Genomic DNA, 23,801 nt, shown 5'->3' with positions numbered 1-23,801 from the left:
CCATCAAAAAAGCCCACTTATAAAGGTAAGTGGGCTTTTTTTAGCTATTTTTTTAACTAAATATTGTTCAAAGTGGTCAATTTTTAACTTTTGTGTTAAGGAATTAATAAAAAACCGTATATTGGTGTCGTAACTTTAAAAATATAAGGGGTATGAAAAAAATTTTGTTGGTGATAGTTCTTCTTGCGTCAACTATCGCTACTGCGCAAACAACCGTTACCGGTAAAGTAACAGACCAAAGTAATGTTCCTATTCCTGGAGTAAACATTGCGGTTCAAGGTCAAGCCGTCGGAACAGTAACAGATTTTGATGGGCTTTTTACACTAACTACCGATATTAAGCCACCATTTACTATTAATATAAGTGTTGTTGGTTTCGATTCACAAACGGTAGAAATCACTTCTAGTGGACAAGAAGTAAATGTTGTTCTTAAGGAAGGTACGGAACTGGATGAAGTTGTCGTATCGGCTTCTCGAACACCAGAAAGAATCTTTGAATCACCAGTTACAGTGGAGCGATTCGGGATAAAACAAGTAAAAAATACACCATCTGCAGATTTTTATGGTGGTTTGGAAAATTTAAAAGGAGTTGATATTAATACGAACAGTTTAACGTTTAAGTCCATAAACACGAGAGGTTTTGCCAGCTTTGCTAACACAAGGTTTATGCAGCTTGTTGATGGTATGGACAACTCTGCTCCTGCACTGAACTTCCCTTTAGGTAACCTTTTAGGAATGGTTGAAACGGATGTTCAAAGTGTAGAAATTCTTCCAGGAGCTGCATCAGCTCTATATGGAGCAAATGCTTTTAACGGAATTTTATTTATGCGAAGTAAGACTCCTTTTGACCACCAAGGTATAAGTGCTTATATTAAAGGAGGAGTAACCTCTCAAGAAGCTGCTGGTGATAATGAATATAAGGATTTTGGTATTCGTATAGCCCATAAATTCAGTGATAAGTTTGCAGCCAAAGTTAATTTCGGGTATTTAAAAGGTACTGATTGGTTTGCAACAAACCGAGAAGATAAATTTAATAGAGGGTTGACTAGAGCTGCCACCGATTATGATGGTATTAATGTTTACGGAGATGAAGTTTCTACCAACATAAGAGATGCTTCTGGTTTAGCGATTATACCAGATGTAGAGGTTAGTAGAACAGGATATGATGAAGTAAATTTGACCAACTACAACGCCGAAAGTGTTAAAGCAGATTGGGGATTATACTTCCGTCCGTGGGCTACAGATTTCGAAATTCAATACGTTGGAAAAGTAGGTACTGGTAACACCATTTATCAAGGTGCAAACCGTTACAATATTAAAAACTTCTTTTTACAGCAACATAAATTAGAAATTAAGAACAACAACTTTTTTGTAAGAGGTTATGTTACTGAAGATAAGTCAGGAGATTCTTACGATATGGTTTTCACTGGAATCAACATTAACCGCGATTGGAAAAGTGACCAAGAGTGGTTTGGAGATTATATCGCAACCTATGCTACTATAGAATTGACGGGTAACCCACAAGGCCTGACAACTCAGCAAAAACACGATGCTGCAAGAGCTGCAGCAGACACTGGTCGTTACCTACCAGGTACGCCAGAATTTGAAGAGGCTTTTAATAGAATAACAAGTAACCCAGACCTTTCAACTGGATCTCGATTTGCTGATAATTCTAAAATTTATCACGCAGATGCTAATTATAACTTTAGTCATCTTTGGGATGCTGTAGAAATACAAGTAGGTGGTTCTGCAAGGCGATATGAGCTTAATTCTTTCGGTACCATTTATACAGATACGGATGGCCCTATCGACTATTCAGAGTTTGGGGTGTATACACAAGCTCAAAAGCAATTAGAGTTAAGCAGTAGTTTAGAATTAAAACTTACAGGATCAATTCGATATGACAAGTCTGAGTTGTTTGATGGATTTTTCTCTCCAAGACTATCTGCAGGTTTTACCTTAAATGATAACCATAACTTTAGAGCCTCTTTCCAAACAGGATTTAGAAATCCAACCACTCAAGATCTTTACATTGGTTTAGATGTTGGTAGAGCGGTATTAGTAGGTAGTGCTTTTGACAACCCCGGTCGTTATTCCAGAACATATCCTGTGAGTAATGATGGGCAAAGCCAAGGGCAACCATCTCAGATAACGCAAACTGGTGAAGCTGCTTATTTCAATTCTTATTTAGCAAGTTCTGTTCAAGCATTTGCTGAGTCAGGTAATCCAAATGACCTAGAAGTAGGAAACTCTTCTTTAGCACAACCAGAACAGGTAACTTCCGTAGAGGTTGGATATCGTGGTAAAGTAAACAAAGTTATCATTGATGCTTCTGCATATTACAATAAGTATCAAGACTTTTTAGCTAACGAAACGGTTATAGCTCCTCTATATGGTAGTGTTGATGCTGATGGAAATGGTCAGGTTGATTCAGATCCACAGGCTTTTGGTGCACTTGCTAACGGTGATTTCCAAGCGTATCAAACCTATACCAATTCAGACTTAGATATTAACTCGTATGGTGCAGCTATTTCTTTGTCTACCAAAATATTAAATGGTTTTGATCTTGATGCTAACTATACTTGGGCAAGATTAGACTTTGATGTAACTCAAAATCCAGATTTTAGAACTCAGTTTAACACACCAGAACATAAGGTAAAAGTTTCGTTCGGTAAAACTGATTTATTTAAAAACTTTGGATTTAACACTTCTTGGAGATGGAGTGATAACTTCTTCTGGGAAGCCTCTTTTGGAGATGGTGAAGTTCCTGCTTATCACGTAGTTGATGCACAGCTTAACTATACTATTCCTAGTTTGAAGTCTACATTTAAGTTAGGTGCGACCAACTTACTACAAGATGAATACTTTACTGCGTTTGGAACTGGATTTATTGGTTCTCAGTACTTTTTATCGTGGACAATTAACAACTTGTAAAATAGAAATTAAAAATTATCATGAAAAAACTTAAATACATAACATTGTCTCTTCTTGCCATAGGATTTATTTCCTGTGAGAACGATACTTTGGAAGACTTAAGATCTAGAGGACAACAAGAGCCTGTAGAGCTTGAAGTTTTCACGCAAGGAAGCGCTGATTTTTCCACCTATGTATCATTAGGAAACTCGTTAACAGCTGGTTTTGCTGACGGCGCTCTTTATAAAATTTCTCAAGAAAATTCTACGCCTGCAATATTGGCTCAGCAATTTGCTGCTTTAGGAAATGGAGGTAGTTTTACACAACCCCTAATGAATGATAACGTTGGTGGTTTGTTAGCCGGAGGAAATCAACTACCTGGTTTTGGCGCAAGATTAGCTTTGGATCTAAGTGGTCCTAGTCCTAGACCTGTTCCACTACCTCTATTAAATCCCGCTGCAGTTTCAACAACGGATATCGTATTGAATAATCCTACAGGACCCTTTAATAACTTAGGTGTACCAGGTGCAAAAAGCTTTCATTTACTAGCTCCTGGATATGGAGATTTAAATGGTATTTTTGCAAGTCCAGCAACAGCTAATCCTTATTTCGTAAGGATGGCTAGTAGCGCTAGTACAAGCGTTGTAGCAGATGCTATTGCACAGCAACCATCCTTTATTTCACTATGGATTGGTAACAATGATGTATTAGGATATGCACTATCTGGTGGTGATGGTACTAACCCAATAACACCAATTGATGGACCTGCTGGTGTAGGTTTTGAAGCTACTTACCAAACAATCATAGGGTCGTTAACAGCTAACATAGACGGCTTACAGGGTATTTTAGCGAATATTCCAAATGTAACGGCTATACCGCATTTTACCACGGTTCCTCACAACCCAGTACCATTAGATCAAGCAACAGCAGATGCTGTTAATGGTGCATACGCTGCATATAATGGTGGAATTGTACAGGCTTTTGCTTTTTTAGTAGGGCAAGGGGCGCTTACACAAGAGGAAGCTGATGCAGAAATTGCAAGAAGAACCATTAGCTTTAGTGCAGGAGCAGGAAACGCAGTAGTGATTCTTGATGAAGATTTAACTGACCTTACTGCCATCAATCCGGCATTAACTAATATGAGACAAGCTACTGCTGAAGACTTATTAGTATTACCAGCTTCGAGTTTTATTGGTACGGAAGCAGTCGAAGGGGATCCACGAACCATAAATGGTGTAGCAATACCCCTTGCAGACAGATGGGTATTAACACCTGAAGAGCAAAGTGATATTGAAACTGCAACTATCGCCTATAATGGCGTAATAGAAGCAGCCGCAACAGCAAATGGTTTTGCGCTATTAGATGCCAACGCTTTATTAGATCAGTTAGCAGCAACAGGTATCGCAACAAATAACTTGGTATTAACATCAAACCTCGTTACTGGTGGTGCATTTTCCTTAGATGGTGTGCATCCAACATCAAGAGGGTATGCGTTAATCGCCAATGAAATGCTTAAAGCTATTGACGCTACATACGGCTCTAACTTTGAAGCTTCAGGGAATTTAGTAGATGTATCAGCCTACAATACTACATATTCAGCTGGTTTGATTGAATAGATCAACCATTTAAAGACATAAAAACTCCTTTTCATTAGATTGAAAAGGAGTTTTTTTATGCACCTACTTTTTTAGCATTAAGTAACATTCTTGGTGCTACCCACTGAAAGTAAACTGTTATTATAAATGATGAAAGCAAGTAAATGATCATTACGGTGTTTGCAAACCCAAAGAATTCTTCCAGTCCAAACCACCCTGCATCAATAACAACATAAAGCCCAAAACTCAATTTAATAAACTCCGCATACAATGAAAAAATATGTCCATCCATTAAAGAAGTATAGGCAAAAATTGAAATAGCCAAGAAGAGTGTGTAGTTTACTACATCAATAAAACCAAGATCAGCTATACTAATCAATAGATGATACATTAGCAATATGGTAATCACTAATTGAAACCAGCTCCATATTTTAAGTAGATAAGAACGATTACCTGTATACTTTACCCTAGCATATGGATCTTCAATTAATTGAATCGGATATAGGACTGCAACATCATCTGGTCTCCAACCTGTAGGCATAAACCAAATCTTCAATTTATCCTTAAGGCTTTTTGTTCGCCAGGCATCCTTAAGTATTCCCCACAAATGCATAAAATTGATTAAAAAGGGATTCCAAGTATTTACTGGTTTTTTTACGCCATACACCGCAGGTACTTCATCAAGCTCTTTTTGAAAAGATCCAAAAAGCTTATCCCAAACAATGAAAATTTCGGCATAATTTTTATCTAAATAGATATCGTTAATAGCATGATGAACTCTATGATGAGAGGGCGTAACTATGACATATTCCAAAAATCCCATTTTATCAATCAAGCGCGTATGGTACCAAAACTGAGCAAAAAAATGAATAGGAGCTACTAGAGCAACAACTTCTGCTGGAATTCCTAGAAGTGCTAATGGGATATATAAAAAGAAATAAATGGCTACAATGGCAGAAATGTTTTGTCGTAACGCACAGGCTAAGTTAAATTCTTCACTGCTATGGTGAATAATATGCCTGTTCCAAAAAAGATTAACCGTATGATTAAATCGATGTGACCAATAGCCTGCAAAATCCAATCCAATAAATGTCAATAGATATACCATTGGTGTAGATTTAATTTCTAATAATGCTAAATGATCTACCATCCACTCATAACTAAGTATAACTACGGATAAACCCACCAATGTCTTTAGGGTATTAGTAATCCCTGAGCTTATACTTGATATGGTATCCAAACCTTCATTGACTGATACCCCCTTCCACCTACTAATCCCATATTCAATTAAAATCAGCACAATAAAACCAGGTATGGCATAACTTAAAGCAGTAGCATATGTTTCCATTTCGTTAATTTTACTAAAATTAAGGAAATTATTTGATGTACAAGTTTTAGAGATAATACATTGTTCTGTAATTAAATAAAGCCTTTTACCCTTTATTGACTTGCCTAAATTACTATGTAAAAACTATCTTAAAAAAAACAATAGAAAAGGAGTTATTTTTTTCATTTTAAAAAACTATATTTGCAGCCTGAAAAAAGCTGCTATTCAATACAATTAAGAGGAGTGCTTCTTTCACAATAAAAAATAAAACACATTAAATAGTAATATAATGTCTAAAGTTACGGGTAAAGTATCTCAAATAGTAGGTCCGGTTATCGATGTAGAATTTGCTGCCGGTACTGAATTACCAAAAATTTACGATTCATTAGAAATTAATAGAGCAGACGGTAGTAAACTAGTGCTTGAGATTCAATCTCACATTGGTGAAGATACTGTTCGTACCATTGCGATGGATTCCAGTGATGGATTGAGCAGAGGTATGGAGGTAGTTGCCACTGGAGCCCCAATTCAAATGCCTATTGGCGAAGATGTATACGGACGTCTATTTAATGTAATTGGAGATGCAATTGATGGAATGAATGATCTTCCTAAAGCAGGAAAAAATGGTCTTCCAATTCACCGTCAGGCACCTAAATTCGAAGACTTATCTACTTCTACAGAAGTTTTATTTACTGGTATCAAAGTAATCGACCTTATCGAGCCTTATGCAAAAGGAGGTAAGATTGGATTATTTGGAGGAGCTGGTGTTGGTAAAACCGTATTGATCCAGGAGTTGATTAACAATATTGCAAAAGGACACGGTGGTCTTTCTGTATTCGCAGGAGTAGGAGAAAGAACTCGTGAAGGAAATGACTTACTTCGTGAAATGTTAGAGTCAGGTATTATCAAATACGGTGATGACTTTATGCACTCTATGGAAGAAGGTGGATGGGATCTATCAAAAGTAGACAAAGAAGCTATGAAAGATTCTAAAGCTACTTTCGTATTTGGTCAGATGAATGAACCGCCAGGAGCACGTGCTCGAGTTGCATTATCAGGATTAACTATTGCAGAATATTTCCGTGATGGAGCTGGTGATGGACAAGGTAAAGACGTACTTTTCTTCGTGGATAACATTTTCCGTTTTACACAAGCAGGATCTGAGGTATCTGCACTTCTTGGGCGTATGCCATCTGCGGTAGGATATCAGCCTACATTAGCAACTGAGATGGGTGCGATGCAAGAGCGTATTACTTCTACCAAAAAAGGATCTATTACTTCTGTACAGGCGGTTTACGTACCTGCGGATGACTTAACTGACCCTGCACCTGCAACTACTTTTGCGCACTTAGATGCAACAACGGTATTATCTCGTAAAATTGCTGAGCTTGGTATTTATCCAGCGGTGGATCCATTAGATTCTACTTCAAGAATTCTATCTGCTGACATATTAGGAGATGATCATTACAAATGTGCACAACGTGTAAAAGAGTTACTACAGCATTATAAAGAATTACAGGATATCATTGCTATCCTTGGTATGGAAGAATTATCAGAAGAAGATAAATTAGCCGTAGGACGTGCACGTCGTGTTCAACGATTCTTATCTCAGCCATTCCATGTAGCAGAACAATTTACGGGTATCCCTGGTGTTCTTGTTGATATTAAAGACACTATCAAAGGATTTAATATGATTATGGATGGTGAGTTAGATCACCTACCAGAAGCAGCATTTAACCTTAAAGGTACCATAGAAGAAGCTATGGAGGCTGGAGAAAAAATGTTAGCGGAAGCATAATAGTAGTATTCTAAAAATTATTTGTTAGATACTAAAAAAAAGTAACATATGTATTTAGAAATAGTAACTCCTGAAGCAGTTTTATTTAGCGGTGAAGTAACCTCGGTTGCAGTACCAGGTGTTGATGGTGAGTTTCAAATGTTGAATAACCACGCTCCTATCATTTCTTTACTTGGTAAAGGAAATGTAAAGGTATATGGAGAAATGAATTTAGCAGAAGAAGTAGCCAGTAAGTTTACCAAAGAAAACGGTATTACCTTGCTTCCTATAAATTCAGGAACTATTGAAATGAAAGATAATAAAGTAATTGTATTAGCAGACTAATTCAAAAGCTTTAAATTATAAAAGAATCCCGGTTTTAATCAAACCGGGATTTTTCATTTATAAGAATTTATAATTTCTTAATATTATCCACTCGATTTTTATCCAATCTTGTTCCATAAGGATCTATAGAAACGTAGTTTGGTAATCTGTCGACTACAATATAAATTTTGGATTGGTTGGTATTGAAATTATAATCTTGTAAATGCAAGACCTCCTCTCCTGCACCAACATCCTTAGGGTGTTTATGAAAAAGCCCAATCTGTATTGGTTCATTTATTTCGATCTCCACATCTTCACCTGTATTTATCGTTTCAAACCGTTTCGTTTCAACCTCCAAGGTAATTCCATAACGCCCATCGGAAAGCTTTTTATAGAAACTATTTTTAACCTTCAAGTCATACGTAATGATTTTTTTAAACCAATCATTTATCAATTCGTGATATTTTTTAGGAGTAATCCTGTATACCTCTTCTAAAAAATGCAACGTAGTGACTTCAAATTCATCTTTATCACCATATTGCTCAACAATTTTCTTTAAAACCGTGTTGATTTTAGCTTCGCCAACTAACTCTTTTAAAGCCAACATTACAGTATAATCCTTACCATATAAAAGATATGATTCTCCATCTGACAAATAGACCGGCGGTTCTGCCTTAGTGCTGTAGGATCGTTCTGTAAAATAACGATTATTAGAATACTCAGATAAATTCCATAACGCTCCTTTTCCATATTTTTTTTCCATAATCACAGCCTCCGTATATTTAGCAAGTCCTTCCATAAAAAAACCACCACCATAAGTTATTTTGGGAGTAAGGATATGCCCCCACCATTGATGTGCAATTTCATGTATCGTTCGTTTCGCTACTAAATCAAAAACCCTAGCGTTTGATTGCTTAATTAAATAAAATTGATCTTCTACCATACTAATCGTTCCTGGTAGAGCTTGACCGCCAAATGGCCAGTACGCCGGAATCTCGGCTATCCGAATATGAGCATAAGGGTATGATCCGAAATTTTGGATGCAGTATTCTAAGGTTTGTCTGCTGGCTTTAGCTACAGACGCTATATTCATTTCATGTTCTGGATGATAGTATTGTTCTATGTTAATACCGCGATAGGTGTCCTCGTGGACTTTATAACCAGCAGAGAAATATCCTAGTAATGGTGTCACTTTCTGCCTCGGTTTATAGTGATAGTAATTTCTATTGTTCTGAGTCCACTTTCGTATCAGTTTACCTGGTGCAATTGCTATTTGATCAGAATTCGTGGACACTATCGTTTCAAAATTAAGTTTGCCTATACGATTATAAGGTTTGCCGTGCAGTTCTTTTTCATCACCCGTTTCGATTGGTCGTTTAGGCAAGCCTCGTCGCTTTCGTTCCAAAGGATCTTTGAGCTCCATACTGGGCCGGTATCCTAATGAAGGTGTAAATGATGAATGTAAAATATAGCTGCCATTATTTACGATATCCTTTCGAGTTTCGAATCCATCATTTACAACAGTCAAATTGTATTGAAAATGAATTCGCTCCCCTGGACCTAGTGGGCTTTTTAATTCAAACAAAAAAGTACCAAACTGTTCGTCTGACGCTACTAAAATTGCACCCTCTATACTTACCGAATCCAATGGTTCCCTGGGAGAAATAAAAATTTTATCTACCAGCTCACTACTCTTATTCTCCAAAATATAGTTAGCATTGACGGTATACTTATTAAGATTTGGGTATATCGCAACTTCAGTTTTAAGGTCTATAGGATATAACTCCTTTAAATTATCATACTTTTTGAATTTGCGTTCATAAGCTTCAGCCAAATCCAATTGATCGTTGGTAGAAATGTACTTATTAGTGACATTACTATTATAAAATATTACACTGCCAGAACCTATAAAAAAGAAGAAGAAACCTATGACAAAGATACGTTCTCCTTTTTTCCAACCGGTAAAAAAGGAGCCTATTTTAGAATTTAAAGTTGAGTGCTCTCCCCTTCTGAGTAATTTATATGCTAAAAAGACTAATATTCCCGCTAGGGACATCCAATATACTGCAGACCAATGAAAACGATATAAATAACTTCCATAACCATTCATATCCACATAAGAAACCAGAAAAGTTCTTCCTAATTGTAATAATGGATGTTCAATGCCAATAATACTGCTTAATGAACTACCCAACAAAAAAATTAAAACACCTGAAAGTACCATGCCCAGATACTTATTAGGCATTATATATTGTATAAATAATGCTAGTATTCCATAGAATAATAATTCCGTTCCATTAAAATAAAACATGCCCATGTATTGATACCATTTAAAATCCTGGTAATTACCAAGGATTTGAAAAGTTATCGCTACTACAATCCCTACAACAATCAATAAAAGTGGAAGTAAAAGTAATGCCACATACTTCGATAAAAACAGCATTGCATTAGCTACAGGCGTAGCATCGATAATTTCATGAAAGTTAAAGCTTCGTTCCTTCCATACTAATTCGCCACTATAAAAAATGATAATAATTAGTCCTAAAAACGGTAAGGGCTCACTAATCAAACCTATTAATAAATAAGTGGCAGGTAACAGGCTTTCGTGATAAGTTCCTCCATCAACAATACTACCATAAATCTCAGTTACTGCAATGACCAGCCATAAAAGCAGAATGGTCATAAAGGGTAGACTTTTTATAATTGAGGCAAGCTCCAATTTTATCAGCGCGATACAATGTAACCATTTCGCTTTTTTGGATGTTACACTAGTTAATACAGGAATATATGTTATACTATCAACATTTGGTGTGTCTATTTTCTTTACTTTTTTAACTTTAACCGAACCTTTCATAAAAGAAAAATTCTTGTAGGTCAATACCAAAAGTATAACTGCAATACATATCCAAATAATTCTGTTCCACAGCAAAAACCCAGTATAAGCAGGTAATTCATTATTTTTTTGAAACGGAGTCCAATACATCGTTTGTTCAAAAAATGCAGAGAGGCCAAAAGGATCTAATAATGCAGCAATCTCCATATTCTGTGGAGAGGGAGGTACAGCCTGAGCTAGCATGGGCGAGTTAAAAAAGATGGAACACCCCCAATACAGTGCATAAACCATAATCGCCCCTAAATAAACAATAAGTGCTTTTCTGGATAGTGCCGCTAAAGAAAATAAAATCGCCGTAAGTATAAACAAATTAGGTAGAACCAGGATACTCCAAATATGTAAGTAATGATACGGCTCAAAAGCAGCCATTTTTTCTGGGTTCTTGGTAAAAAAAGTTCCAAGGCAAAATCCTACTACAATCAGGCTATAGCATAATAAGCTGATCAGAAATGCACCCAAGAATCGGCTCCAATATAACTCTCTCTTTTTAACAGGTGAACTATAAATAATACCTTCAATATTGCAGTTCCGATCTCTGATGATGGCCTGAATGCAAAAAAACATGATAGCAAATACAGCTCCTAGACTAAAAACTCCAGTAAAAAAACTAATCTGATAAGGAGCATTACTGTTCACCAAGTCGGTTTCACCCAGGCTGCCCGCAAAAGACATATAAAAACCCAAGAAGAAAAATAGCGTAGAAAATATATAAAACGAGAGTTGTTTAAAATGGTATCTCCATTCAAACTTAAACAATTGTAAAAACATAGTTACAGATTTTAAGGGTTGATTTATGCTTGTAGCGCGCTAAAATAGACGTCTTCTAAACCAGGATTAATTTCTTCAAAACCTGCTTCAGGTTTGTCTTCAGCCAATACGTGTAACATCGTTTTACCAGAAAATAAACGACTCGAAATAACTTTGAGATCAGATTGATAGTGAACTAAATCATCCTTTTGAATAATCTTATACCAAACCCTACCCTTTAACTGCGCTGTTAATTCCGATGGTACACCTTGTTCAATTATATTTCCTTGATTCATAATTGCCATATTTGAACAGAGATCTTTAACATCTTCAACAATATGTGTCGATAGAATGACAATTATATGTTCTCCTATTTCACTTAATAAATTCAAAAACCGATTGCGTTCCTCAGGGTCAAGACCTGCTGTGGGTTCATCAACAATAACAAGCTTAGGGTTGCCTAGTAACGCTTGTGCAATTCCAAAACGCTGACGCATCCCACCCGAAAAAGTAGCCACGGCTTTTTTTCGATGTTGATATAAATTCGTCTGAGCTAATAGCGCTTCTACCTGTGTTTTACGCTCGGTTTTACTTAGTATACCTTTTAATACTGCCAGATGATCCAAAAGTTGATATGCGGAAATTTTAGGATACACCCCAAATTCCTGAGGTAGATATCCAAGGTACTTCCTCAATTCTTCAGGATGTTTTAGGGTATTAGTATTATTAAATATTATGCTTCCGAAACTAGGCTGTTGTAAGGTCGCAATAGTGCGCATTAAAGAAGACTTGCCTGCACCATTTGGCCCCAATAGACCAAACATGCCATTGCTAATGGTTAGCGAAACATTGTCTAACGCTTTTACTCCATTGGTGTACGTTTTAGAAAGACTATTGATTTGTAATGTGTTCATTTTTATAAGATTAGATTTAATTCTAAAGCAAACCTATATCCTGCATCCGGGTAAAAACAATTTTATTTACAAGCGTTACTTTCTACTGGCAGATCCTACCCATTACACCATCAATTCAATCCGTATCAAAAATGTAAGTGTTCGTCCCCATTTTTAATTGGTTTGTACAATTAATAATGGAGATTTTGACAGGATGTTTACTTTTGAGCTATGAAAAAAATTATACTAAAATATCTTTGGCTGACATATGGGTTTCTTTTTATACTTATAATGACTCCATTGCTGCAGTATGTAGGTTATATTAAAATAGATCCAAACCAAACCATTGTTAATATTATTTTGGTATTAGTCTGGGGTACATTCTGTTCTTTTTTAATCAAAGCTCTACTCTATCATAAAAAAGAACCTCTATTTTATCTCATACTGACCATTTGGTTACTATCACTATTTGGTTTTGTGCTTGCTAAATATCTCAGTAGTACTATTCTCGCCACTACAGCGCTATTTGCATTCGCAGCGACAAATTGTTTTCTGCTATGGTCCTGGTATATGCAGTCCTATATGGGTAGGCGAGCAAAGGCTTTCTTTAGAGCGCGAAGAATATTTATCCGTAAGTTAGTATTAGCGGTATTGCTATTCGTTACTATGATCACTGTTGATGATTATATGAAGGTACCTGATAACCCAATTACCTTTGTGCTTTTAACCCTATTTTGGTTAACTGTGGTTAATATGCTAGCTCCTAAGTTCTTTAAAAAATATCGTCTCTTAATCTTCGGTATTTATGGTTCACTTTTAATTTTTTTCACTGTTTTTATCTCTTATTTCGAGGAAAGAACGCACTCAGAAAGCCTAGACCTTTTTTTGACTTTTCTGTTTCCTATTCCATTATTTATCATCCTGTGGCTATACGAGCAATGGAAATGGTTCAAAAATCTCAAAGCCGAAAAAACTAAAGCAGAGCTTAGCTTGTTAAAACAACAAGTTAATCCACACTTTTTTTTCAATACTTTAAATAACCTATATGGATTGGCCAAACAAAAATCTGATAAAACACCTGATTTGATCTTGAAGCTATCAGAGGTGATGCGATATGTCATCTACAAAGGCAAAGAAAGCCTGGTACCCCTTGAAGATGAAATTGAATATTTAGAAAATTATATTGAAATCCAAGAAATACGACAGCATAAAAAGCCAGACATAGACTTCAAAAAATCCATTGATCAACACAATTATCACATTCCCCCGCTATTGTTTATAATTCTTTTAGAAAACGCCTTTAAGCATGGAGTAGACACCTTAGTGGATAAGGCTTACGTACACATTGAACTAATCGTCAAAGAAAATAAAGCTATATTTACGATTACCAATAACTATGATCCTGCAGGGTTTACAACCCAAAAAGGAATTGGGCTACTAAACCTCAAAAAACGTTTAGATATTATTTATGGCTCTAATTATCTATTACAAATAGATCATGAAAATGCTATTTTTACTGCGCGATTAGAATTAGAAGTAGACTAAAATGAACTATATAATTGTTGATGATGAACCCATAGCACACACTATCATTGAAGATTATGCTGCTTCACTACAGGATCTAACCTTAGTTGCCAATTGCTATAGCGCTTTTGAAGCTTTGGACATTCTAAAATCAAAGTCTATTGACCTCATGTTTTTAGATATAGAAATGCCCAAATTAAAAGGAATGGATTTTATTAAGGTATTAGATAAAAAACCTGCAATTATTATTACCTCAGCATACTCCGAATTTGCCATAGAAGGCTATGAGCTTGATGTTATTGACTATCTGTTGAAACCTTTTTCATTTGAACGATTTTTTAAAGCCTATACTAAGGTGCTTAGCCAACAGCAGCAAAACACTTCGAAAAGCAGCACAGTAAAAACTAGTGTACCTGATAAGCTTTTTCTTAAAGGTGATAAAGAAATCCATCAAATTAACCTGAACGACTTAATTTACATTGAAAGTTATGGTAATTACGTTAAAATAAATCTATTGGAAAAGGTCTTACTCATACACGAGTCTATATCGAATTTAGAAAACCTATTAAAAGAACAGCATTTTATACGAATCCATCGATCCTTCCTCACCAATATTGCACACATTCAATCTATTATAGGTAATCGAATAAAGCTAAGCAATGGCGACACTATCCCCATAGGGCAATCGTATAAATTAGCCGTAAAAGAAAAGTTACTTAACTAGACAGGTAAATTTCTTCTTTCTTAACCTTACGATTACTAATCAATTCACTTCATAATCCCTTTAAACAGAGTGAGTTTACCTATCATTGGTTTTGATGATCTACTTTATGTTAATCTTTTGATAAGATCAAAAAAGAAGTCAACGAATGCTTTTAATTTTAATATAGTTTTCGCTTATTACGCTATATGTTAGATATATGTTAGGTTTTGCGTTTAAAAGCAACATATGTAGTATATTTGCAATCAATTTAGAATTAATCTATTTAAAAACTTATGATTAAAGTTTCCGAAAAGGCTAAGAATAAAGTGATAGAGCTGATGACAGAAGACGGCTTTAATCACCAATCTGACTTTATCCGTGTAGGTGTTAAAAGTGGAGGTTGCTCAGGTCTTTCCTATGATTTAAAGTTTGATCACACTAAAGACGAAGAGGATAAAGTTTTTGAAGATAATGGAATAAAAATTATAGTAGACAAAAAAAGCTTTCTTTACCTGGCCGGTACCACCTTAGAGTACTCTGGTGGACTCAATGGAACCGGTTTTGTGTTTAACAACCCTAATGCCAACAGGACCTGCGGTTGTGGTGAAAGTTTTTCTTTATAATACAAGAGAAGGATAGCATATGGCGTATACTGAAGACGATTTAAAAAAAGAATTAGAAACCAAAGAATATGAATACGGATTCTATACGGATATAGAATCAGACACATTTCCTATTGGTCTAAATGAAGATATAGTAAGAGCAATTTCTGCCAAAAAAAATGAACCCCAGTGGATGACCGACTGGAGGCTAGAAGCCTTTCGTATTTGGCAAGAAATGGAAGAACCAGAGTGGGCAAACGTAAACTATAAAAAACCGGACTTTCAAAATATTTCTTATTATTCAGCCCCTAACAAAAAGCCTAAGTACAATAGTATAGACGAGGTTGATCCAGAGTTATTGGCAACTTTTGAAAAACTAGGTATTTCCCTAGAAGAGCAGAAAAAGCTGGCAGGTGTCGCAGTGGATATCGTAATGGACTCAGTATCTGTAGCTACTACTTTTAAAGATACCTTAGCAGAAAAGGGAATCATATTTTGTTCCATTTCTGAAGCAATTCAAGAACATCCTGAATTGGTTAAAAAATATTTAGGTACTGTTGTACCACAAAAGGATAACTTCTATGCGGCATTAAATTCTGCTGTATTCAGTGATGGTTCGTTTTGCTATATTCCTAAAGGGGTAAGATGTCCTATGGAGCTTTCTACCTATTTTAGAATTAACCAGGCAGGAACCGGACAATTTGAAAGAACCTTAGTTATAGCTGAAGAAGGAAGTTATGTAAGCTATCTTGAAGGTTGTACTGCACCAATGCGTGATGAAAATCAACTTCATGCGGCGGTGGTTGAATTAATAGCGCTTGATAATGCTGAGATTAAATATTCTACCGTACAAAACTGGTATCCTGGTAATGCTAAAGGACAAGGTGGTGTATTTAATTTTGTAACCAAAAGAGGTTTATGCGAAACCAATGCTAAAATATCCTGGACACAAGTTGAAACAGGTTCTGCTGTAACCTGGAAATATCCTTCTTGTGTGCTTAAAGGAGACAATGCCGTAGGTGAGTTTTACTCTATTGCAGTAACCAATAATTTTCAGCAAGCAGACACCGGTACAAAAATGGTTCATTTAGGAAAAAATACTAAAAGTACCATTATCTCTAAAGGGATATCCGCTGGTCGTTCTCAAAACAGTTACCGTGGTTTGGTACAGATAAGCAGTAGAGCTGAAAATGCAAGAAATTTTTCGCAATGTGATTCATTATTGATGGGCAATGAATGTGGAGCGCATACGTTTCCATATATAGAAGCTAAAAACAAATCAGCCCGTATAGAACACGAGGCCACAACAAGTAAAATAGGTGAAGATCAGATTTTTTACTGTAATCAACGCGGAATCGATACTGAAAAAGCGATAGCATTAATCGTAAATGGTTTTAGTAAAGAAGTCTTAAACAAATTACCTATGGAATTTGCTGTTGAGGCACAAAAGCTTCTTGAAATATCATTAGAAGGCTCTGTCGGGTAATACGTTTAAAACCTAAAATGATACCTAAACAATGAAAAAATTATTTCTTGTAGCATTTGTATCCACCTTATTCTTTTCGTGTAATTCTGAAAAAAAAGAGTCTGATACTGCTGACGCAACATTAATAAGAGGAGAGTTTATTTTATCCGATGGAGCAGCAGTGATCAAAGGTGAAGACTTTATCTACGGTGTAGAAATTACAGAACTAACGAATGAATTAGCAAAAAGAGTAGCGCCCTTACAACGCGAGCAATACGATATGGTGCCAGTAGTGGTAAGAGGAGTTATAAAAAAGAATGAAGAAGACGGTTGGGAAGAAATAGTAGAGTTAAAAGAGATTATTGGGGTGACCAACCCTACATCAAAATTACCGACAAAAATAAAGTCTTCAGCACCAATGACTGAAGAGGAGCAGGAAAACTTAAAATAATAGACTAAACAATAATTTAGGAATGTTAGAGATTACAGATTTACACGCTAATGTAGAGGGTAAAGAAATAATAAAAGGCCTTAATTTAAAGGTAAATGCCGGAGAGGTACACGCTATTATGGGTCCCAATGGAGCAGGAAAAAGTACATTAGCCAATATCATTGCAGGAAAAGAAGAGTATGAAGTTTCTGGAGGTAAAATGTTACTTAACGGTGAAGATATTGAAGAATTAGCACCCGAAGAGCGTGCACATAAAGGGATTTTCTTATCGTTTCAATACCCTGTAGAAATTCCCGGGGTTACCGTAACGAATTTTATGAAAACTGCGATTAATGAAACGCGAAAAGCACAAGGGCTTGAAGAAATGCCTGCAAAAGATATGCTAAAGCTTATACGCGAAAAATCTGAAATGCTAGAAATTGATCGTAAATTTTTATCTCGTTCTTTAAATGAAGGGTTTTCAGGAGGAGAAAAGAAACGAAATGAGATTTTTCAAATGGCAATGATGCAACCTAAACTTGCCATCCTTGACGAAACGGATTCCGGTCTTGATATTGATGCACTACGTATCGTAGCTAATGGTGTTAATAAGCTAAAAAGCAGCGACAATGCCGTAGTAGTGATTACGCACTATCAACGATTATTAGAATATATTGTTCCTGATTATGTACACGTATTATACGATGGTAAGATCGTAAAATCAGGTAGCAAAGAATTAGCACTACAGCTTGAGGAAAAAGGATACGACTGGATTAAGGAAGAAATTAATGCATAATCTATTATGCTTTTCTCGTAAGGCATAATACAATAAGTGATTTGAAAAATGGATATGAAGGATAAATTGGTATCATCTTTTTTAGCATTTGAAGAAAGTGTTAACGTAGATGCGCCAATACACAATATAAGAAGTCAGGCGATCAAAATTTTTGAAGAGAAAGGTTTTCCTTCAAAAAAAGAAGAAGCCTGGAAGTACACTTCATTAAAATCAATTCTAAAACACGATTATAGTGTTTTTCCTAAAGAAGAGAACGCTCTTGATTTTAAAGAAGTTAAGAAATATTTTTTACACGATATTGATACCTATAAAATTGTTTTTGTCGATGGTAGATACTCCTCGTACCTCTCAGCTACCACCCACGATAAGATGGATGTTTGTTTGATGTCTTCTGCTTTAAATTATGATAAGTACAGACCAGTTATCGATAATTACTTTAATAAAATTGCGAAACCAGACGGTATCACTTCTTTAAACACAGCATTTTCAAGAGAGGGCGCGTATATCTATATTCCAAAAAATAAATTGGCTGATAAACCAATTCAGATTATACACTTTTCTACCGGTAAAGAATCTGCTCAGATGCTTCAGCCAAGAAATTTAATCGTAGTCGAAGAAAATTCGCAGGTTCAGATCATAGAGCGGCACCAAAGCCTTACAAAGAACCCTGTACTAACGAATTCCGTAACTGAGATTTTTGCTGATAAGAGAGCAATTGTTGACTACTATAAAATTCAAAATGACAGGCAAAGCGCTTCTTTGATTGACAATACTTTTATAGAACAGCAAGCACAAAGCACGGTTTCTGTACACACCTTTGCTTTTGGAGGGAATCTTACAAGAAACAATCTAAATTTTTATCAAAAAGGAGAATATGTGAACTCCATTTTAAATGGGGTTACCATAATCGAAGGCAAGCAACACGTAGATCATAATACATTAGTTCATCATATCGAGCCAAATTGCGAAAGCCACCAAGACTATAAAGGAATTTTTGATGAAAAAGCAACCGGAGTTTTTAATGGTAAAGTTGTGGTTAATAAGGAAGCTCAAAAAACAAATGCATTTCAGTCAAATAACAATATTTTATTAGATGATAGCGCTACTATAAATTCTAAACCGCAATTAGAGATATTTGCTGATGATGTTAAATGTTCACACGGATGTACTATCGGTCAATTAGATGAGAGTGCACTATTCTACTTAAGATCAAGAGGTATTGGACAAAAAGAAGCCAGAGCTTTATTGATGTATGCATTTGCCAATAATGTTTTAGAGTCGGTTAGAATCCCAGAACTTAAGGCAAGAATAACAAAGCTTATCGCAAACAAACTAGGTGTTAATTTAGGATTTGATTTATAACAACAAATCAAAACCAACTTTGTATTAAAAATCTCGTAATTGAATTACGAGATTTTTTTATGGCTTATTGTCCCCTCTTTCCTTATTGAGAAGTCAAAAAACTGCATCGCAGTGTTGATAAAAAAAATGAACATCCCTTGCATGGCTTGTAATATTTTAACTACATTTCTTGCCATATTAATAACTCAACTTATTTTCTAATGAAAAAATTATTTTTAGGCTTTGCGGCCTTAGGCTTAATTTTGGCGTCTTGTCAAAAGGACGAATTTGCCAACGAACAAGAACAAATTGATTACAATGGGGAAATTTCGGGAAAATCCAGAATTTGTAAATCACATGAGATTCTTGAAAAACAAATCGCAAAAAACCCAAAGCGATTAGAACTTTTAGAACAAATTGAAAATCAAACTAAAAGTTTAATTCTGGCTAAAAAACCAGGAGGTGGTAACGGAAACGGTAACGGCCCTGGTGGTGGCGGAGGTAACGATAACGAGCCGCCAACTGATTTTCCGGTGGTAACTATACCGGTTTATGTACACGTTATCTATAACACCAGCCAGGAAAACATCAGTGAAGCACAGATCGACTCTCAGATTCAGGTACTAAATGACGATTTTAGGATGACCAATTCTGACAGTAATCAAATACCTACTGAGTTTGCTGATCGTGCTGCAGATACTCAAATTCAATTTACCCTTGCAGGAGTTACCAGAACTTTTTCTGAAAGAACTTCTTGGGGAACTAGAGACGATATGAAAAGGTCAAGCCAAGGTGGAGTTGATCCCATTGATCCAGCCAATTATTTAAACATTTGGGTGTGTAATATTGGTGGCGGTATTTTGGGCTATGCTCAATTCCCTGGAGGAAGCCTGGATACAGATGGTGTTGTGGTAGGGCCTCAGTTTTTTGGTACACAAGGTTATTTAGCTGCGCCATTTAATGAAGGAAGAACCACCACGCACGAGGTTGGTCACTATCTTAATTTAAGACATATTTGGGGAGACGGTCGTTGCAGACAAGATGATTTTGTTGCAGATACCCCAGATTCTGATAGAGCCAACTACGGTTGCCCATCTTATCCTACAAACCATTGTAAGTCTAATGACATGACAATGAATTATATGGACTATGTAGACGATGCGTGTATGTATATGTTTAGCAATGGTCAAAAACTGAGAATGAGAGCGGTTTTAGAACCAGGCAGTATCAGATCAGATCTTGTTAATTAACACCAACTGTTTTACTAATTTTACAAAGGAGGTAATGAATGATTCATTACCTTTTTTTTTTTACTATTAAGTAAATCCTAAAGTATCGCCAAAGAAAATTCAAAACTGTAACTTTGCGATCAGAAAATAAAACTATGTTTGACGTACTTAAAATCAGAGAAGATTTTCCAATTTTGAAACGTAAAGTTAATGGAAAACCATTAATCTATTTTGATAACGCAGCAACTTCACAAACTCCGCAAATCGTAATCGATACCATCGTAGATTACTATAGCAATTATAATGCTAACATCCATCGCGGAGTACATTCACTTTCGCAGGAAGCGACAGATGCTTATGAGATTGCTCGAAAAAAAATTCAAACTCATTTTAATGCAAAACACGCACACGAGGTAATTCTTACTTCTGGGACTACGCACGCTATCAATATAGTAGCAACAGGATTCTCAGCTTTATTAAAAGAGGGAGATGAGCTAATCGTATCAGCCCTAGAGCACCACTCTAATATTGTGCCCTGGCAGATGCTATGCGAAAGAACTGGTGCCGTACTCAAAGTAATTCCTATGAATGAGGAAGGAGAGTTACAATTAGAAGCCTATGATAATTTACTTTCTGATAAAACCAAACTGGTTTTTGTGAATCATATTTCTAATGCATTGGGGACCATAAATCCTATTAAAGAAATTATCGACAAAGCGCACAAGGTTGGTGCTGCTGTATTAATTGATGGGGCACAATCTTGTCCTCATATTAAACCAGATGTGCAAGCTTTGGATGTCGACTTTTATGTAGTGTCTGCACACAAACTTTGTGGCCCTACCGGGGTAGGTATGTTATATGGTAAAGAAGAATGGCTAACCAAGCTTCCACCCTATCAAGGAGGTGGCGAAATGATCGAAACCGTGACTTTTGAAAAAACAACCTATGCTGGTTTACCGCATAAATTTGAAGCAGGTACTCCTAATATCTGCGGAGGTATCGCCTTTGGCGCCGCTTTAGATTATATGAATAGTATTGGGTTTGACACTATAGCAGCATACGAGCAGGAACTTTTATCCTATGGAACTCAAAAATTATTAGAGATAGAGGGACTTAAAATATATGGTACCTCAGCTAACAAAACATCAGTAATCTCTTTTAATATTGATGGTATACACCCTTACGATATCGGTACTATCGTTGATAAATTAGGGGTAGCTGTACGCACAGGTCATCATTGTGCACAACCAATTATGGACTATTATAAAATTCCTGGTACAGTTAGAGCTTCATTTTCATTTTACAATACAAAGGAAGAAATTGACATTTTTGTTGAGGCGGTTAAAAAAGCTAAAACCATGCTTAGCTAACGTTTGTTAGTACAAGTCAATTTCTTTAAAAATTTAAAAAGGGCCATTTTTGGCCTTTTTTTACGGTTTTTTTGTAAAAAGTTTGTCTTATAGCCATATACAGTCATATCTATTATGCTTGCATAACACTTTTTTGCATAATAGCTTTATAAGACTAATTATAAACAAACTACACAAATGAAAAACTCATTACTAACATTAATTGCAGTATTCTTTTGCATTTTCGTAGGAATTGCTCAAGAATATGGAGTACGAAATTATTCCAAGACGTTTAGAGATTCAGATCGTAATAACCGAAGGGTTAATACCCGAATTTATTATCCTGAATCTACTGCGGATGTCAAATTTCCTGTTATCGTTTTAGGACATGGATTCATTATGGGGTCTGATGCCTATGAAAACTTTTATGAAGAGCTAGTTCCAAGAGGTTATATTGTTGCTTTTGTAAATACCGAAGGTTCCTTTTTTGCAAATCACAGAGCTTATGCCGAGGATATGGCCTTTATCGTTAGTGCTATGCAGAGTGAAAATAGCAATACCAGCTCCGCATTATTTGGTAAGGTAGCTAACAAAACCGCCTTAATGGGTCACTCTATGGGCGGAGGAGCGGCAACTGTTGCAGCCTCCTTGGTAGATGTAGAGACATTAATCTCCTTTGCCCCAGCCTTGCTACGCTTTGACACCCTTACACCTGCATCCGAAGTTACTACAGATGCTATTGTATTTTCTGGATCTGGTGATGGAGTTACTCCGGCAGATGAAAACCACATACCCATATTTAATAACTTGGGATCTGCTTGTAAATATTTTATCAACATCATAGGAGGAGCGCATTGTTATTATGCTAACAGCAACTGGGCTTGTGACTTTGGAGAAAGATCTTCCTCAGGAAATATCCAAATCTCGAGAACAGAACAACAAGAAATTATCTTCAAGTATGTGAATTCTTGGTTAGACTATAAGCTAAAAGGAGATTCCGCGGCGCTACAAACCTTTACGAGCGACCTTAGTTCATCACAGCGTGTAACTTATGATGACAATTGTCAAGAAGACGTGGTAGAAACAGATGAAGAAGTTGTATTGTTTCCAAACCCAGCGTCGTTTTCGGTTAGCATCGAAAACAAAAACCTAAGTCAGGAACTACAAAAAATAGAATTCTACAATGAACAAGGTGCTTTAATGTATACAAGTTCTACTAAAACTGTCAATGTTTCAAGCTTTAAAAAAGGACTTTACATTGTAAAGATTTATCAAAAGGGAAAAACCATAACTAAACGAATGATTGTTGACTAATTATAATGGTTGAGTTTATTGATGAGAGGGGAGGCTTTGCGGCCTCCCTTTTTATGTGATTGGTAAAACAAATATTTGTATAAGTAGAAAGTATTGAATAGCTGGTCATCTTATTGTATTTTTGTATCAAATTAGTGGATTATGACGATAACACAAATACAAGAAGAAATCATCGATGAATTTAGCATGTTTGATGATTGGATGCAGAAGTATGAATATATGATTGAATTGGGTAAATCACTACCCCTTATTGATGAAAAGTATAAAACCGAAGATAATATTATCAAAGGGTGTCAAAGCAAAGTTTGGGTACACGCCGAGATGAATGATGATAAAGTATATTTTACAGCCGATAGCGATGCTATTATCACTAAAGGAATTATTGCCATCTTAATTAGAACTTTCTCTGGGCAACATCCCAAAGAAATCCTGGAGGCGGATACGGCATTCATTGATGAAATCGGTCTAAAAGAACATCTTTCGCCAACAAGAGCAAACGGCTTGGTAAGTATGATAAAACAGCTTAAAATGTATGCTATCGCTTACCAAACACAATTAAACGCCTAAGTGGTATAATAAA

18 protein-coding genes are annotated in these 23,801 nt (G+C 35.9%); 15 read left to right on the top strand and 3 right to left on the bottom strand.

Annotated elements, in window-relative coordinates:
• Positions 1-152: 152 nt before the first annotated feature.
• Complete coding sequence (locus EV197_RS02830; protein ID WP_130285223.1) at positions 153-2,933, top strand: TonB-dependent receptor; 2,781 nt, start codon at positions 153-155, stop codon at positions 2,931-2,933.
• 20 nt (positions 2,934-2,953) lie between these two features.
• A complete protein-coding gene (locus tag EV197_RS02825) occupies positions 2,954-4,528 on the top strand; it encodes an SGNH/GDSL hydrolase family protein (RefSeq protein WP_130285222.1) in 1,575 nt (524 codons plus the stop codon).
• Between the two features lie 55 nt (positions 4,529-4,583).
• On the opposite strand, the gene EV197_RS02820 is transcribed toward EV197_RS02825, so the two are convergent.
• Positions 4,584-5,855 (bottom strand): sterol desaturase family protein, encoded by a 1,272-nt coding sequence (locus tag EV197_RS02820; RefSeq protein ID WP_130285221.1) that lies wholly within the window; start codon positions 5,853-5,855, stop codon positions 4,584-4,586.
• A 268-nt stretch (positions 5,856-6,123) separates the two neighbouring features.
• Here EV197_RS02820 and atpD point away from each other — a divergent pair, with 268 nt between their 5' ends.
• Together atpD and EV197_RS02810 are read left to right on the top strand one after the other, a co-directional pair.
• Positions 6,124-7,632 carry a F0F1 ATP synthase subunit beta gene (atpD, locus tag EV197_RS02815; protein WP_130285220.1) on the top strand — a complete coding sequence of 503 codons (1,509 nt, stop codon included), beginning with the start codon at positions 6,124-6,126 and terminating at the stop codon, positions 7,630-7,632.
• Positions 7,633-7,680: 48 nt separating this feature from the next.
• Positions 7,681-7,956, top strand: a complete 276-nt coding sequence (locus EV197_RS02810; RefSeq protein WP_130285219.1) for a F0F1 ATP synthase subunit delta/epsilon — start codon at positions 7,681-7,683, stop codon at positions 7,954-7,956.
• A 67-nt stretch (positions 7,957-8,023) separates the two neighbouring features.
• Here the strand turns inward: EV197_RS02810 and EV197_RS02805 are convergent, their stop codons facing one another.
• Together EV197_RS02805 and EV197_RS02800 are read right to left on the bottom strand one after the other, a co-directional pair.
• Positions 8,024-11,596, bottom strand: coding sequence for an ABC transporter permease/M1 family aminopeptidase (locus EV197_RS02805; protein WP_130285218.1), 3,573 nt, complete (start codon positions 11,594-11,596; stop codon positions 8,024-8,026).
• Positions 11,597-11,619: 23 nt separating this feature from the next.
• Positions 11,620-12,489 carry an ABC transporter ATP-binding protein gene (locus EV197_RS02800; protein WP_130285217.1) on the bottom strand — a complete coding sequence of 290 codons (870 nt, stop codon included), beginning with the start codon at positions 12,487-12,489 and terminating at the stop codon, positions 11,620-11,622.
• A 210-nt stretch (positions 12,490-12,699) separates the two neighbouring features.
• On the opposite strand from EV197_RS02800, the gene EV197_RS02795 reads away from it, so the two are divergent.
• The 11 genes from EV197_RS02795 to EV197_RS02745 all read left to right on the top strand — a co-directional run bounded on the left by EV197_RS02795 (position 12,700) and on the right by EV197_RS02745 (position 23,788).
• Complete coding sequence (locus tag EV197_RS02795; protein WP_130285216.1) at positions 12,700-14,013, top strand: sensor histidine kinase; 1,314 nt, start codon at positions 12,700-12,702, stop codon at positions 14,011-14,013.
• 1 nt (position 14,014) lies between these two features.
• Positions 14,015-14,716 (top strand): LytR/AlgR family response regulator transcription factor, encoded by a 702-nt coding sequence (locus tag EV197_RS02790; protein WP_130285215.1) that lies wholly within the window; start codon positions 14,015-14,017, stop codon positions 14,714-14,716.
• A gap of 272 nt (positions 14,717-14,988) precedes the next feature.
• Positions 14,989-15,318: a HesB/IscA family protein gene (locus EV197_RS02785; RefSeq protein ID WP_130285214.1), complete on the top strand. Its 330-nt coding sequence runs from the start codon at positions 14,989-14,991 to the stop codon at positions 15,316-15,318.
• Positions 15,319-15,337: 19 nt separating this feature from the next.
• Complete coding sequence (sufB, locus tag EV197_RS02780; RefSeq protein ID WP_130285213.1) at positions 15,338-16,783, top strand: Fe-S cluster assembly protein SufB; 1,446 nt, start codon at positions 15,338-15,340, stop codon at positions 16,781-16,783.
• Positions 16,784-16,814: 31 nt separating this feature from the next.
• Positions 16,815-17,213, top strand: coding sequence for a hypothetical protein (locus EV197_RS02775; RefSeq protein ID WP_130285212.1), 399 nt, complete (start codon positions 16,815-16,817; stop codon positions 17,211-17,213).
• Positions 17,214-17,235: 22 nt separating this feature from the next.
• Positions 17,236-17,988, top strand: a complete 753-nt coding sequence (gene sufC / locus EV197_RS02770; protein WP_130285211.1) for a Fe-S cluster assembly ATPase SufC — start codon at positions 17,236-17,238, stop codon at positions 17,986-17,988.
• Between the two features lie 48 nt (positions 17,989-18,036).
• Positions 18,037-19,350 (top strand): Fe-S cluster assembly protein SufD, encoded by a 1,314-nt coding sequence (sufD, locus tag EV197_RS02765; protein ID WP_130285210.1) that lies wholly within the window; start codon positions 18,037-18,039, stop codon positions 19,348-19,350.
• 200 nt (positions 19,351-19,550) lie between these two features.
• Positions 19,551-20,579, top strand: a complete 1,029-nt coding sequence (locus EV197_RS02760) for a zinc metalloprotease (RefSeq protein ID WP_130285209.1) — start codon at positions 19,551-19,553, stop codon at positions 20,577-20,579.
• A 134-nt stretch (positions 20,580-20,713) separates the two neighbouring features.
• Positions 20,714-21,928: an aminotransferase class V-fold PLP-dependent enzyme gene (locus EV197_RS02755; protein WP_130285208.1), complete on the top strand. Its 1,215-nt coding sequence runs from the start codon at positions 20,714-20,716 to the stop codon at positions 21,926-21,928.
• 177 nt (positions 21,929-22,105) lie between these two features.
• Positions 22,106-23,221 (top strand): poly(ethylene terephthalate) hydrolase family protein, encoded by a 1,116-nt coding sequence (locus EV197_RS02750; protein WP_130285207.1) that lies wholly within the window; start codon positions 22,106-22,108, stop codon positions 23,219-23,221.
• Positions 23,222-23,362: 141 nt separating this feature from the next.
• Positions 23,363-23,788, top strand: a complete 426-nt coding sequence (locus EV197_RS02745) for a SufE family protein (protein WP_130285206.1) — start codon at positions 23,363-23,365, stop codon at positions 23,786-23,788.
• Positions 23,789-23,801 lie beyond the last annotated feature (13 nt).

The sequence above is a fragment of the Aquimarina brevivitae genome (assembly GCF_004216895.1).
Taxonomy (GTDB): Bacteria; Bacteroidota; Bacteroidia; order Flavobacteriales; family Flavobacteriaceae; genus Aquimarina; species Aquimarina brevivitae.
This window is presented reverse-complemented; position numbering and strand designations above follow the sequence as displayed.

What these genes read in the sequence shown, in the direction of transcription:
- EV197_RS02830 (WP_130285223.1), top strand. Translation starts at nt 153, where the DNA reads ATGAAAAAAATTTTGTTGGTGATAGTTCTTCTTGCGTCAACTATCGCT.
- EV197_RS02825 (WP_130285222.1), top strand. Translation starts at nt 2,954, where the DNA reads ATGAAAAAACTTAAATACATAACATTGTCTCTTCTTGCCATAGGATTT.
- EV197_RS02820 (WP_130285221.1), bottom strand. Translation starts at nt 5,855, where the DNA reads ATGGAAACATATGCTACTGCTTTAAGTTATGCCATACCTGGTTTTATT.
- atpD (WP_130285220.1), top strand. Translation starts at nt 6,124, where the DNA reads ATGTCTAAAGTTACGGGTAAAGTATCTCAAATAGTAGGTCCGGTTATC.
- EV197_RS02810 (WP_130285219.1), top strand. Translation starts at nt 7,681, where the DNA reads ATGTATTTAGAAATAGTAACTCCTGAAGCAGTTTTATTTAGCGGTGAA.
- EV197_RS02805 (WP_130285218.1), bottom strand. Translation starts at nt 11,596, where the DNA reads ATGTTTTTACAATTGTTTAAGTTTGAATGGAGATACCATTTTAAACAA.
- EV197_RS02800 (WP_130285217.1), bottom strand. Translation starts at nt 12,489, where the DNA reads ATGAACACATTACAAATCAATAGTCTTTCTAAAACGTACACCAATGGA.
- EV197_RS02795 (WP_130285216.1), top strand. Translation starts at nt 12,700, where the DNA reads ATGAAAAAAATTATACTAAAATATCTTTGGCTGACATATGGGTTTCTT.
- EV197_RS02790 (WP_130285215.1), top strand. Translation starts at nt 14,015, where the DNA reads ATGAACTATATAATTGTTGATGATGAACCCATAGCACACACTATCATT.
- EV197_RS02785 (WP_130285214.1), top strand. Translation starts at nt 14,989, where the DNA reads ATGATTAAAGTTTCCGAAAAGGCTAAGAATAAAGTGATAGAGCTGATG.
- sufB (WP_130285213.1), top strand. Translation starts at nt 15,338, where the DNA reads ATGGCGTATACTGAAGACGATTTAAAAAAAGAATTAGAAACCAAAGAA.
- EV197_RS02775 (WP_130285212.1), top strand. Translation starts at nt 16,815, where the DNA reads ATGAAAAAATTATTTCTTGTAGCATTTGTATCCACCTTATTCTTTTCG.
- sufC (WP_130285211.1), top strand. Translation starts at nt 17,236, where the DNA reads ATGTTAGAGATTACAGATTTACACGCTAATGTAGAGGGTAAAGAAATA.
- sufD (WP_130285210.1), top strand. Translation starts at nt 18,037, where the DNA reads ATGGATATGAAGGATAAATTGGTATCATCTTTTTTAGCATTTGAAGAA.
- EV197_RS02760 (WP_130285209.1), top strand. Translation starts at nt 19,551, where the DNA reads ATGAAAAAATTATTTTTAGGCTTTGCGGCCTTAGGCTTAATTTTGGCG.
- EV197_RS02755 (WP_130285208.1), top strand. Translation starts at nt 20,714, where the DNA reads ATGTTTGACGTACTTAAAATCAGAGAAGATTTTCCAATTTTGAAACGT.
- EV197_RS02750 (WP_130285207.1), top strand. Translation starts at nt 22,106, where the DNA reads ATGAAAAACTCATTACTAACATTAATTGCAGTATTCTTTTGCATTTTC.
- EV197_RS02745 (WP_130285206.1), top strand. Translation starts at nt 23,363, where the DNA reads ATGACGATAACACAAATACAAGAAGAAATCATCGATGAATTTAGCATG.